Origin of the sequence: Pseudomonas sp. PS01270 (assembly GCF_029959775.1) — a bacterium.
GTDB classification, from domain to species: Bacteria; Pseudomonadota; Gammaproteobacteria; order Pseudomonadales; family Pseudomonadaceae; genus Aquipseudomonas; species Aquipseudomonas atacamensis.
On record NZ_JASCPT010000043.1, the window covers coordinates 1 to 12933 of the forward strand.

Genomic DNA, 12933 nt, shown 5'->3' on the forward strand with positions numbered 1-12933 from the left:
GGATTCATCCCCGCTGGGCTGCGCAGCGGTCCCCGCTTTTTTAAGAACGGGGCCGCTTTGCGACCCAGCGGGGATGAATCCCCTCGCCACAGGGTCATCACATGCGCAGGAGGATTTTCCAGGCGCGGTTCTGGTACACCGCAATCGCCTGATGCTTGCGCGCATCGAGCAGTTCGTCGGTGATGGTCGGCTCGTTGGCCAGTTGCGCCAGTTTGTTCAGCTCACCGTACAGGCGATCCATTTCCGGGATGTCCAGCACGTTGCGCGCGTGGTGCAACCAGACCTGAATGCGCTCGATACGTGGCAGTTGCTCGGCAAGGTCTTCCGGCTGCTGCTGATAGCGTTGCAGCTGCAGAGCGGTGGCTTCTTCGCCCAACAGACGCGGCAACCAGCTGTGCAGTTGCGCGTCACCCTGACGGTTGCCACGGGTGTTGCGGTCGGCGGTCCAGGTGCGGGCCAACAGCCAGCGTGAAGCGTTCAGCGAGAACTGGCCCCAGCGCGGATCTTCCAGCTCTTCGAGGAACTGCTCCGGCGCGGCCTTGCGCACGTCTTCGTCCTCGATGCCGACCTGCACCAACGGGCGCCAGTCTTCGAGCAAAGCATCGAGGGCCACACGCAAATCGTGGGTCGACTGACGCGGCGCCGCCTGGCCGAGGCTGCTGAGCAGGGCGCGCATTTCCGCGAGGTTCTCGACCCAGTCCTGCAACAGACGCCAGTGACCGTTGAAGCGATATTGTTCGGCCAGACGCTGGCTGCTGCCGAGCAGATGCCAGCTCAGCGCGGCGAAGGCGTCGTCGAGACGGGTTTCGGTGGTCAGCTGCGGCGCCGGCAGGCTCAGCGAGTAACTGTTGGCGTCGTGCAGACGATAACCGCGCTCAGCCTTGCTGATATCGCATGGCATCAGCGCCAGGGTTTCGGCCAATTCGGCAGCTAGTTCCAGCAACGCGGCAGGCTCGCCTTCGCGCAGTTCCAGTTCCAGCTCGCAGATTTCTTCCTTCTGCTTGCCGACCACCACATGACCGAGGTCCAGCGCGGCTTCGATGACCACTTTGGTCTTGCCACGGCCCCAGGCGATTTCGGCGCGCTCGCGGACGAAATCGGTGGTGAAGATCGGTTTGAGGGTTTTCTTGTCCAGCTCGACCAGCGCCTCGGGCCAGCATTCGCCGTCGAGTTTCTTCACGTCGAGCTTGGCTTTCGCCAGTTTCCAGTCGTACTCGTTACGCTCGGACAGACCGGCGACGCTCTGGCCACGGGTCTTGAGGGTCTGAATCACTTCGTCACCGTCCTTGCGCAGGCGCAGTGCGACTTTGGCTTGGGCGAGGTCGCGCTCGGGGGTGTCGAAGTACTGGTTCATCAACTCACGGCGTTCCCAGCCACTTTTGTTGCGTTTCTTCAGCAGCGGGTGCTCGCGCAGGGCAGCGAGGGTTTCGCGGCTGACGCGGAGTTTGATTTCAGTTTCTTTTTGCATGGCCGGAACATCCAGAATCGGGAGCGCAGCCGGGGGAATGTGTGGCTGCCAAGGCCGTGCAGTGTACAGGAGTCAAACTTCCTACGCCCTGCGGCGGTTTATTCCGCGCGCCGGATGGTTCTATAGTGGGCCTCAATCCGGGACCTGGAGTCAGTGATGCCATTGCCGTCCATGCAAGACCAGTTCGCCGCGCTGATTGCCGCGCCATCGGTCAGCTGTACTCAACCGAACCTGGACCAGTCCAACCGCGCCGTCATCGATCTGCTGGCGGGCTGGCTTGGTGACCTGGGCTTCAGCTGCGATATCCGGCAGGTCAGCCCCGGCAAATTCAATCTGCTCGCCAGTTTCGGCAGCGGCCCCGGCGGCCTGGTGCTGGCCGGGCACAGCGACACCGTGCCGTACGACGACGCGTTGTGGCAGACCGACCCGCTGAAGCTCACGGAGGTTGATGGCCGCTGGGTCGGGCTGGGCAGTTGTGACATGAAGGGTTTCTTCGCGCTGATCATCGAAGCCGTGCAGCCGCTGCTTGATCAGCCGTTCAAGCAACCGCTGCTGATCCTCGCCACCTGCGACGAAGAAAGCTCGATGTCCGGCGCCCGCGCGCTGGCCGAGGCCGGGCAACCGTTGGGCCGCGCGGCGGTGATCGGCGAGCCGACCGGGCTCAAGCCGATTCGCATGCACAAAGGCATCATGATGGAGCGCATCGACATCCTCGGGCAGAGCGGCCACTCGTCTGATCCGCGCCTGGGCCACAGCGCCCTTGAAGCGATGCACGATGCCATCGGCGAACTGCGCGGTCTGCGTCTGTTGTGGCAGCGCGAATTCAGCAACCCACAGTTCAGCGTGCCGCAACCGACGATGAACTTCGGTTGCATTCATGGCGGCGACAACCCCAATCGCATCTGCGGCCAGTGTTCGCTGGAGTTCGACCTGCGGCCGCTGCCGGGCATGGACCCGAACCTGCTGCGCGCGGAAATCCTGCGCAAGCTCAACCCGGTGGCCGAGCGGCATAAGGTGAAGATCGACTACCGACCGCTGTTCCCGGAAGTGCCGCCGTTCGAACAGTCCGAGGATGCCGAACTGGTGCGCATCGCTGAAAAGCTCACCGGTCATCGCGCCGAAGCAGTAGCGTTCGGCACCGAAGCGCCTTATCTTCAGCGCCTCGGCTGCGAAACCATCGTCCTCGGCCCCGGCGACATTGCCTGCGCGCATCAACCCGGCGAGTACCTTGAAATGTCACGTTTGCAGCCTACCGTGCATCTGATTCGGCAGTTGATTGAACATTACTGCCTGACGACAGACGAACGATGACGGCCCTGTGTGGGAACGAGCCTGCTCGCGAAAGCGTTCCGTCAGTCGCCCTTGATGAACCTGATCCACCGTTTTCGCGAGCAGGCTCGCTCCCACTGGGTTAAATGTCTTGCATCAACCCGGTAAATTGCCTGCACCACAACCCGTATTCATGAGGAGAGCGCGCGTGTCGCCAAGCCTGTTCCGACGATAACCATCAGCCCGCTGTGCGTTTTTCGTTTCGCCCCTTTTTTCGGCTGCTCTTTATTACAGGCCCAGGTTCATGCCCGAATACGTCAATTGGCTTCGCCACGCGTCCCCTTACATCAATGCCCATCGCGATTGCACCTTCGTCGTCATGCTGCCCGGCGACGGCGTCGAGCATCCGAATTTCGGCAACATCGTCCACGACCTGGTCTTGCTGCACAGTCTGGGCGTGCGTCTGGTGCTGGTGCACGGCTCGCGCCCGCAGATCGAAACCCGCCTCGCCGCCCGTGGCCTGACCCCGCATTACCATCACGGCATGCGCATCACCGATGCCGCGACCCTGGAATGTGTGATCGACGCGGTCGGCCAGTTGCGCATCGCCATCGAAGCCCGGCTATCGATGGACATGGCTTCGTCGCCGATGCAGGGCTCGCGCCTGCGCGTGGCCAGCGGCAACCTCGTCACCGCGCGGCCGATCGGTGTGCTGGAAGGTGTCGACTATCACCACACCGGTGAAGTGCGTCGGGTTGACCGCAAGGGCATCAATCGCCTGCTCGATGAACGCTCGATCGTATTGCTGTCGCCGCTGGGCTATTCGCCGACCGGCGAAATCTTCAATCTTGCCTGCGAAGACGTCGCCACCCGCGCCGCGATTGATCTGGGCGCGGACAAGTTGCTGTTGTTCGGCGCCGAGCTCGGCCTGATCGACGAAAACGGCAAGCTGGTACGCGAACTGCGCCCGCAGCAAGTGCCGGCACATTTGCAGCGCCTCGGCATGAGCAACTATCAAGCGGAGTTGCTCGATGCCGCCGCCGAAGCCTGCCGTGGCGGCGTTGCGCGCAGCCATATCGTCAGTTATGCCGAAGACGGCGCGCTGCTGACCGAGCTGTTCACCCGTGACGGTGGCGGTACGCTGGTGGCGCAGGAGCAGTTCGAACTGGTGCGCGAGGCGGCGATTGAAGACGTCGGCGGTTTGCTCGACCTGATCAGTCCGCTGGAAGAACAGGGCATTCTGGTGCGCCGCTCGCGGGAAGTGCTGGAGCGCGAGATCGAGCAGTTCAGCGTGGTCGAGCGCGAAGGCATGATCATCGCCTGTGCGGCGCTGTATCAGATTGCCGATTCTGATGCCGGCGAACTGGCGTGTCTGGCGGTGAATCCGGAGTATCGCCATGGCGGTCGCGGCGATGAATTGCTCGAGCGCATCGAAACCCGCGCACGGGCGCAGGGTCTGAAAACCCTGTTCGTACTCACCACGCGTACTGCGCACTGGTTCCGCGAGCGCGGGTTCGAGCCGAGCAGCGTGGAACGCCTGCCAGCGGCACGGGCGTCGCTGTACAACTATCAGCGCAACTCGAAGATCTTCGAAAAGACCCTCTGAACAACAGCGAGGTCTGTGGCGAGGGGATTTATCCCCGCTGGACTGCGCAGCAGTCTCCTTGCGTTTCCAAGTGAAACCATAGGTGGTCGCTACGCGACCCAGCGGGGATAAATCCCCTCACCACAGGGTTCTGCATTCAGTCAGAGATGAACTTGGCGCTGACGTACTGCGAATAATCAGGCAGCACCGTCTCGACCTTGCCTTGTTCCTTCAAGAATTTCGCCGTTTCGGCAATGGCCTTGGCGGTGCCGCCGTCCAGCAGCGCCGTGCTTTGCTGCGCCTTGGCATCCGGGAACGCCGAACCGGCCAGCAGTTCCGGCACATCTGCTGCGTTGGCACCGGTCAATCTGGCGATTTTTTGCACAGGCACCGAGTCGGCCGTCCAGCTGTCTCTGTGTGCGGCGTAATCAGCGAACGACTCCAGGGTGACCTTGGCAAACTTGGCCACGACCTCGGGATGCTTCTCGGCAAAGTCCTTGCGCGCCACCCACACCTCGAAGGTCGGCGCACCCCACTGGCCGACCTGGGCGGCGTCGGTCAGGGTCTTGCCGGTCTTGCGGATCTCGCCCAGCGCCGGCGACCAGACAAACGCCCCGTCAATGTCGCCACGCTTCCACGCGGCGGCGATTTCCGCCGGTTGCAGGTTGACCACTTTGACTTGCGAAGTATTCAGGCCCCAGTGCTTCAGCGCCCCAAGCAGACTGTAGTGCGAGGTCGACACGAACGGTGTGGCGATGGTCTTGCCGATCAGGTCCTGTGGTTTGTCGATGCCGCTGCCGTTGCGCACCACCAAGGCTTCGGCGGCATTAATCTGCGCCGAAACGATAAACGCCACGATCGGCAGATTGCGTGAAGCAGCTGCTGCCAGTGGGCTTGAGCCAAGGTTGCCGATCTGCACGTCGCCAGAAGCAATGGCAGTGACGACTTCCGGGCCGCTGTTGAAACGACGCCAGTCGATCTTCTCGCCGATGGTTTTTTCATAGACACCATCGGCCTGCGGCACTTTGCTCGGATCGATCCCGGTCTGGTAGCCGACCGTCAGACCGGCGGCATGTGCGGAAAAAGAAAACAGTGCCGACACACAAACTGTAACAAATTGACTTGATAGTGCGCGTTTCGCCATGATGCGTCGCCTTTTCGATGGGATTTGCCGTGTTGGGAGCACGGCAAAGCTAATCGATCTAAAAAAAGGTCAACAAATACCATTTAGGAATGAGCTTAGGCGCCGATACGCTGTTTCCCGGCTCAAAGGGCCATTAATGGGCCATATGTCCGAATGGTATGAAAAAGGATGAATAAATTCTTTTTGGGATTATCAGGAAGTCTTTACGCTGCAGGGACCCAATCACTTGCGATTAGACGATGGTCGTAGACACACAAGGTTACGATTGACTTGGCAGTCACGGTCTGGCGCTAATCGCGCATCTTAGGATTCAGGGCAAATCGACCCCGAACCAGGAACACAAGAATTAGAACGAGAGGAGCGATACATGAACAAGTCCACCTTGGCCCTGGCTGTGGCCGTTGGGGTTATGGCGCAGCAGGCAGGCGCCGCCGGTTTCATCGAAGACAGCAAGGCTACTCTGGGTCTGCGCAACTTCTATATCAACACTGACAACCGTGACGGCGATACCAAAGCTGCCGGCGCTCAGAACAAGCAAGAAGAATGGGGCCAAGGCTTCGATCTGCGGTTTATCTCCGGTTATACCCAAGGCACCGTAGGCTTCGGTATCGATGCCATCGGCCTGTTGGGTGTGCGTCTGGATTCGGGTGGCGGCACCAACGGTGCTACCTCGACTTCCTACGGCGGTACTGTATTCCCGAGCAAATCCAACGGCGAAGCGGTCGATAACTTCTCTAGCCTGGGTCTGACTGCCAAAGCCAAGATCTCCCAGACGGAATTGAAGTTGGGTACCCTGCAGCCGAAACTGCCGGTTATCGTGACCAATGATGGACGTCTGCTGCCACAAACTTTCCAGGGTGGCCAGATCACTTCCGGTGAGATCAAAGACCTGACGCTGGTCGCTGGTCAGATTGAGCATGCCAAGGGTCGGAACTCCAGCAACAACGAAGAGTTGTCGATTGCGGGCTCCAACGCTCACACCGCTGCCGGTCGTGACAGTAACAAGTTCATCTACGGTGGCGGTGACTACAAAATCACCAAAGACCTGACTGCTCAGTACTACTACGGCAACCTGCAGGATTACTACAAGCAGCACTTCCTGGGTCTGGTGCACAACTGGGCAATCGGCCCGGGTGTATTGAAGTCGGATTTGCGTTACTTCAATAGCCGTGACGATGGCGCCAACGGTAATGATCCGGCGTACTACACCACTGGTGACTACGGTACCGGCATCACCAAAGGGAAAGTCGACAACAACCTGTACAGTGGTTTGTTCCTGTACACCGTTGAAGGTCACACCTTCGGTGGCGGTTATCAGGTCAGTAACGGCAACAGCGACTTCCCTTGGCTGAACCAGGGTGACGGCTCGTCGGCTTACATCACTACCGACATGCAAATTGCCAAATTCGCTCGCGCTGGCGAACGTACTTGGCAAGCTCGCTACTCGTACGACTTCGCGAAGGTAGGCGTACCTGGCCTTACCGCCGGTGTGGTTTACCTGCGTGGCGATAACATCGACACTACTGGTCGTGTTGGCAGTAGCGTGCCACAAGTCAGCACCAATGCCACTGGCCGTTCCGAGTGGGAGCGTGACCTCACTGTTGCTTACGTCGTACCGGAAGGCCCGCTGAAAAACGTTGGCGTAATGTGGAAAAACGCAACCTGGCGCAACGACATCCCGGGTCAACGCGACCAGGACGAAAACCGCCTGATCCTCAGCTACTCGATCCCGCTGCTGTAACAGCTCGACCAAGTAACTGAAGCAAAAAAAGCCCCGTCCGGCATCGCGCCGGACGGGGCTTTTGCGTTTCGAGTCAGGCTCACCCCCGTAAGCCCTTCTCGATTTCCCTCTTTGCTGCAACTCAAGGCCTTCTCGAACCTTGCGTTGGATGTTCGTCGCGATGCCGTCTGGTGTCCAATGAACAGATGTTTAATATTCACTAATGATCTAGATATCTAGTTATTTATTCTTTTTCACACTGATTGATCCCGAGCTACAGTTGTTGTCTCCCATCCCTCATCAGGAGCAGCACCATGAGCCTCAGACTCGGCGACATCGCCCCCGATTTCGAACAAGACTCCAGCGCCGGCAAGATTCGTTTCCACGAATGGCTGGGCGATAGCTGGGGCGTGCTGTTTTCCCATCCGGCGGACTTCACTCCGGTGTGCACCACCGAGCTGGGTTTCACCGCCAGGCTCAAGGATGAATTCAGCCAGCGCGGCGTCAAGGCCATCGCGCTGTCGGTCGACCCGGTGGACTCGCACCACAAGTGGATCGAGGACATCAACGAAACCCAGAATACCATCGTCAATTTCCCGATCCTGGCCGATGCCGATCGCAAGGTCTCCGATCTCTACGACCTGATCCACCCGAACGCCAATGACACGCTGACTGTGCGTTCACTGTTCGTCATCGATCCGAACAAGAAGATTCGTCTGACCATCACCTACCCGGCGAGCACCGGGCGCAACTTTCACGAGATCCTGCGGGTGATCGACTCGCTGCAGCTCACCGACAACTACAAGGTCGCCACCCCGGCCAACTGGCAGGACGGTGAAGAGGTGGTGATCGTGCCGTCGCTCAAGGATGAGGACGAGATCAAGCAGCGCTTCCCCAAAGGCTATCGCGCGGTGAAGCCGTACCTGCGCCTGACGCCGCAGCCGAATAAATGAATCAGTGAGATTTTGATCGTTCCCACGCTCTGCGTGGGAATGCCGCCCGTGACGCTCCGCGTCACAGTGGACGCGGAGCGTCCATGGATTCATTCCCACGCAGAGCGTGGGAACGATCTTCGTGTGACTACAACGCAGGGGATTTCAGGCCGTTTCGACGGCCTTTTTTTTCGCCTGGATTCTGCTCAGCGGTATATCTCTTAAATGCATAACCAAATGAATAAATATGATTTATGGATATATAAATCAGCTGGTAAGGTCACTGCCATTGAAGCGAGATCGCAGCCTGCGAATCGCCCGTAACGCTTAAAGGAATCTGCAATGCTGGTCGTCTCACTCGGTGGCAGCCCCAGCCTGCGCTCCCGTTCCGGGGTGCTGCTGGAGCGCTCGCAACGCTGGTTGCAACAGCAAGGGGTGGAAGTGGTGAGTTATCAGGTGCGGGACTTCCCGGCCGAGGATCTGCTCCACGCCCGCTTCGACAGCCCGAAGGTCCTCGACCTGCTGCTACAGATCGCAAACGCCGATGGCCTGCTGATCGCCACGCCGGTGTACAAGGCCTCGTTTTCCGGTGCGCTGAAGACCCTGCTGGATCTGCTCCCCGAGCGCGCCTTGAACCACAAGATTGTCTTGCCGATGGCCACGGGCGGCAGCATCGCCCACATGCTGGTGGTCGATTACGCGCTCAAGCCTGTGCTGTCGGCACTCAAGGCCCAGGAAATGCTTCAGGGCATTTTCGCCGAGGACAGCCAGATCGCTTATGGCGAAGGCAGTGCCGCCGCGCAACTGGCGCCGGCCCTGGAGCAGCGCTTGCACGAGGCCCTGGACCAGTTCATCGGTGCCATGGCGCGCCGGCCGAAACCGCTGGAGCCGGGCCTGCTGAACGAACGTTTGTTGAGTGCTCGCTGGAGCATTTAAGCCTTATCGAAATTTGAAGTACTGGCCTTACTCGCCCGCCAACGGGCAAGCAGGTGCAGCCAAAACCCAACAGCAAAAAGGAGAGCGCTATGCGCACTGTATTTTTGCGTCGTGGTCTGGTCGCTCTGTTTGCTGCGGCTGTCACCTTCGGCGCCATCACCCAAGCTCAAGCCGAGACATTGCGGATCGGTTATCAGAAGTACGGCACGCTGGTGCTGCTCAAAGCCAAAGGCACGCTGGAAAAACGCCTCGCCGCGCAAGGCGTCGACGTGCAATGGACCGAGTTTCCCGGCGGCCCGCAGCTGCTCGAAGGCCTCAACGTTGGCTCGATCGATTTCGGCGTGACCGGCGAAACCCCGCCGGTTTTCGCCCAGGCCGCTGGCGCCGATCTGCTCTACGTCGCCTATGAACCGCCAGCGCCGAACAGCGAAGCGATCCTCGTGCCGAAAGACTCGCCGATCAAATCGGTGGCCGATCTCAAAGGCAAGAAAGTCGCCCTGAACAAAGGCTCCAACGTGCACTACCTGCTGGTGCGCGCGCTGGAAGACGCCGGCCTCAAGTACAGCGATATTCAGACCGTGTTCCTGCCACCGGCCGACGCCCGCGCTGCGTTCGAACGTGGCAGTGTCGACGCCTGGGTCATCTGGGATCCGTATCAGGCCGCTGCCGAGAAACAACTACAAGCGCACACCCTGCGTGACGGCAAAGGCATCGTCGACAACCACCAGTTCTATCTCGCGACCAAACCTTACGCGCAGAAAAATCCCGAGGTGATCAAGACCCTCGTCGAAGAAGTGCGCGCGGTTGGCGAATGGTCGCAAGCCAATCCCGAAGACGTGACGCAACAGGTCGCGCCACTGCTTGGCCTGCCGGCTGACATCACCCTGACCTCGGTGAAACGCCAGGGCTACGGCGCGCTGTTCGTGACTCCGGAAGTGGTCGCCGCGCAACAGAAAATCGCCGACACGTTCTTCCAGCTCAAGCTGATTCCCAAGCCGTTGAGCATCAAGGATGTGATCTGGACCCCGACGGCCGCTGTGGCCCAAAGCTCCCCCGCCCAGTAATTCGAATCCACAAGGAGACCACTCCATGAGCCTCAACATCTTCTGGTTCCTGCCGACCCACGGCGACGGCCATTACCTTGGCACCGCCGAGGGCGCCCGCGCGGTTGATCACGGTTATTTGCAGCAAGTCGCGCAAGCGGCGGATCGTCTGGGTTTTGGCGGGGTGCTGATTCCGACCGGGCGTTCCTGCGAAGACTCGTGGCTGGTGGCAGCCTCGCTGATTCCGGTGACCCAGCGCCTGAAGTTTCTGGTCGCCCTGCGCCCCGGGATCATTTCCCCGACGGTCGCGGCGCGCCAGGCAGCGACGCTGGATCGTTTGTCCGGCGGGCGTGCCCTGTTCAATCTGGTCACCGGTGGCGATCCGGAAGAGTTGGCCGGGGACGGGCTGTTCCTCAACCATGAGGAACGCTATCAGGCCTCGGTGGAATTCACCCGCATCTGGCGTCGTGTGCTGGAAGGCGAAACCGTCGATTACGACGGCGAGCACATCAGCGTGAAGGGCGCGAAGCTGCTGTATCCGCCGATCCAGCAACCGCGTCCGCCGCTGTATTTCGGTGGCTCCTCGGAAGCGGCGCAGGATCTGGCCGCCGAGCAGGTGGAAATGGTCCTGACCTGGGGCGAGCCGCCGGCAGCAGTGGCCGAGAAGATTGCCCAGGTTCGCGCCAAGGCCGCCAAGCTCGGGCGCACCGTGCGCTTCGGCATTCGTCTGCATGTGATCGTCCGTGAAACCAATGCCGAAGCCTGGCAGGCAGCGGACCGGCTGATCTCGCATCTGGACGACGACACCATCCAACGTGCCCAGGCTTCGCTGGCGCGCTTCGATTCGGTCGGCCAGCAACGCATGGCCGCGCTGCACGGCGGTAGCCGCGACAATCTGGAAGTCAGCCCGAACCTCTGGGCCGGCGTCGGTCTGGTACGTGGCGGTGCCGGTACTGCGCTGGTCGGCGATGGCCCGACCGTGGCAGCGCGGGTCAAGGAATATGCCGATCTGGGCATCGACACCTTCATCTTCTCCGGTTATCCACACCTCGAAGAATCGTATCGCGTCGCCGAGCTGCTGTTCCCACACCTCGACGTTGAACGCCCGGAACTGCCGAAGAGCGCCGGTTATGTCAGCCCGTTTGGCGAGATGGTCGCCAACGACATTCTGCCCAAAGCCGCATCGCAGAGCTGAGGCGCAGCCATGAAGAAATTTATCCACAGCCTCGCGCCCTGGGCGTTGCCGGTGTTGCTGCTGGCGGTGTGGCAGTTGTCGGTGTCGGCGGGCTGGTTGTCGACACGGATTCTGCCGGCACCGGTGGCGGTGATCGAAGCCGGCGTCAGTCTGGTACGCAGCGGCGAGATCTGGACGCACCTGGCAATCAGCGGCTGGCGCGCGGCACTCGGTTTTACCATCGGCGGCAGCATTGGTCTGGTGCTGGGCTTCATCACCGGCCTGTCGAAGTGGGGCGAGCGCCTGCTCGACAGCTCGGTGCAGATGATCCGCAACGTGCCGCATCTGGCGCTGATTCCGCTGGTGATCCTGTGGTTCGGCATTGACGAGTCAGCGAAGATTTTCCTCGTGGCGCTGGGCACCTTGTTCCCGATCTACCTGAACACGTATCACGGCATCCGCAACGTCGACCCGGCGCTGGTGGAAATGGCGCGCAGTTATGGTCTGAGCGGTTTCAGCCTGTTCTGGCAGGTGATTCTGCCGGGAGCGTTGCCGTCGATTCTGGTTGGCGTGCGCTTCGCCCTGGGCTTCATGTGGCTGACGCTGATCGTCGCTGAAACGATCTCGGCCAGCTCCGGTATCGGCTATCTGGCGATGAACGCCCGCGAGTTCTTGCAGACCGATGTGGTAGTGCTGGCGATCCTGCTTTACGCGGTGCTCGGCAAACTTGCTGACCTCGCCGCCCGTGGACTTGAGCGTGTGTGGCTGCGCTGGCACCCGGCCTATCAGGTTGCCAAGGGAGGTGCGGCATGACCGCTCAACAACCTCCACGCCTGTTGCGCGGGATTCCACTGGCGGTGCGCAACCTGCAGAAAACCTTCGGCGCGCGCCAGGTGCTGCGCTACATCGATCTGCACATTCCGGCGGGGCAGTTTGTCGCCGTGGTCGGGCGCAGCGGTTGTGGCAAGAGCACGTTCTTGCGCTTGCTCGCCGGCCTCGATCAACCCACTGGCGGCGAGCTGCTGGCCGGCTCCGCGCCGCTCAGCCAGGCGCGCGACGATACGCGGCTGATGTTCCAGGAAGCGCGGCTGCTGCCGTGGAAAAAGATCATCGACAACGTCGGTCTCGGCCTCAAGGGCAACTGGCGCCAGCAAGCACTGGATGCACTGGAAGCCGTGGGTCTGGCTGATCGTGCCAATGAGTGGCCGGCGGCGTTGTCCGGTGGCCAGAAGCAGCGCGTGGCGCTGGCCCGGGCGCTGATTCACCAGCCGCGTCTGCTGCTGCTCGACGAACCGCTCGGCGCGCTGGATGCGCTGACCCGCATCGAGATGCAGCAACTGATCGAACGGCTCTGGCAGCAACACGGTTTTACCGTGCTGCTGGTAACCCATGACGTCAGTGAAGCGGTGGCGATCGCTGATCGGGTGATTTTGATCGAGGACGGCGAAGTCGGCCTCGACCTGCACGTCGAACTGCCGCGCCCGCGTGTCCGTGGCTCGCATCGCCTCGCCGCGCTGGAAACCGAAGTGCTCAACCGTGTTCTGTCCCTGCCCGGCGAACCGCCGGCGCCGGAACCCGTTTCACCCCTGCCTACGCAACTGCGTTGGGCGCAATGAAGCAGCTGCAAGCTTCAAGCTACAAGCCGCAAGAACAAGCCTGGTG

General features: G+C 60.9%; 11 protein-coding genes. 9 read left to right on the forward strand and 2 right to left on the reverse strand.

The genetic code is table 11. The features are described 5' to 3' along the window. Positions 1–97: 97 nt before the first annotated feature. Positions 98–1468 carry a CYTH domain-containing protein gene (locus QMX86_RS14130; RefSeq protein WP_282386405.1) on the reverse strand — a complete coding sequence of 457 codons (1371 nt, stop codon included), beginning with the start codon at positions 1466–1468 and terminating at the stop codon, positions 98–100. 156 nt (positions 1469–1624) lie between these two features. Here QMX86_RS14130 and argE point away from each other — a divergent pair, with 156 nt between their 5' ends. Then, positions 1625–2779 (forward strand): acetylornithine deacetylase, encoded by a 1155-nt coding sequence (argE, locus tag QMX86_RS14135; RefSeq protein WP_073470986.1) that lies wholly within the window; start codon positions 1625–1627, stop codon positions 2777–2779. A gap of 262 nt (positions 2780–3041) precedes the next feature. Next, positions 3042–4343, forward strand: coding sequence for an amino-acid N-acetyltransferase (gene argA / locus QMX86_RS14140; RefSeq protein WP_016772647.1), 1302 nt, complete (start codon positions 3042–3044; stop codon positions 4341–4343). Positions 4344–4479: 136 nt separating this feature from the next. On the opposite strand, the gene tauA is transcribed toward argA, so the two are convergent. Then, entirely contained in the window at positions 4480–5469 is a 990-nt protein-coding gene (tauA, locus tag QMX86_RS14145) for a taurine ABC transporter substrate-binding protein (RefSeq protein WP_282386413.1), read from the reverse strand. Between the two features lie 364 nt (positions 5470–5833). Here tauA and QMX86_RS14150 point away from each other — a divergent pair, with 364 nt between their 5' ends. The 7 genes from QMX86_RS14150 to ssuB all read left to right on the forward strand — a co-directional run bounded on the left by QMX86_RS14150 (position 5834) and on the right by ssuB (position 12887). Beyond that, positions 5834–7207, forward strand: a complete 1374-nt coding sequence (locus QMX86_RS14150) for an OprD family porin (protein WP_056786224.1) — start codon at positions 5834–5836, stop codon at positions 7205–7207. Positions 7208–7500: 293 nt separating this feature from the next. Beyond that, positions 7501–8139, forward strand: a complete 639-nt coding sequence (locus tag QMX86_RS14155) for a peroxiredoxin (protein ID WP_122705621.1) — start codon at positions 7501–7503, stop codon at positions 8137–8139. A 321-nt stretch (positions 8140–8460) separates the two neighbouring features. Then, positions 8461–9054 (forward strand): NADPH-dependent FMN reductase, encoded by a 594-nt coding sequence (gene ssuE, locus QMX86_RS14160; protein ID WP_282386409.1) that lies wholly within the window; start codon positions 8461–8463, stop codon positions 9052–9054. A gap of 89 nt (positions 9055–9143) precedes the next feature. Beyond that, on the forward strand, positions 9144–10118 hold the full coding sequence (locus QMX86_RS14165) for a sulfonate ABC transporter substrate-binding protein (RefSeq protein WP_282386410.1): 975 nt from the start codon (positions 9144–9146) through the stop codon (positions 10116–10118). A 25-nt stretch (positions 10119–10143) separates the two neighbouring features. Beyond that, positions 10144–11292, forward strand: a complete 1149-nt coding sequence (gene ssuD / locus QMX86_RS14170; RefSeq protein WP_016772653.1) for an FMNH2-dependent alkanesulfonate monooxygenase — start codon at positions 10144–10146, stop codon at positions 11290–11292. A gap of 9 nt (positions 11293–11301) precedes the next feature. Then, positions 11302–12084 (forward strand): aliphatic sulfonate ABC transporter permease SsuC, encoded by a 783-nt coding sequence (gene ssuC, locus QMX86_RS14175; RefSeq protein ID WP_011336451.1) that lies wholly within the window; start codon positions 11302–11304, stop codon positions 12082–12084. Continuing rightward, on the forward strand, positions 12081–12887 hold the full coding sequence (gene ssuB / locus QMX86_RS14180; RefSeq protein ID WP_282386412.1) for an aliphatic sulfonates ABC transporter ATP-binding protein: 807 nt from the start codon (positions 12081–12083) through the stop codon (positions 12885–12887). Before ssuC ends, ssuB begins: the two co-directional genes overlap by 4 nt. Positions 12888–12933: the final 46 nt, after the last annotated feature.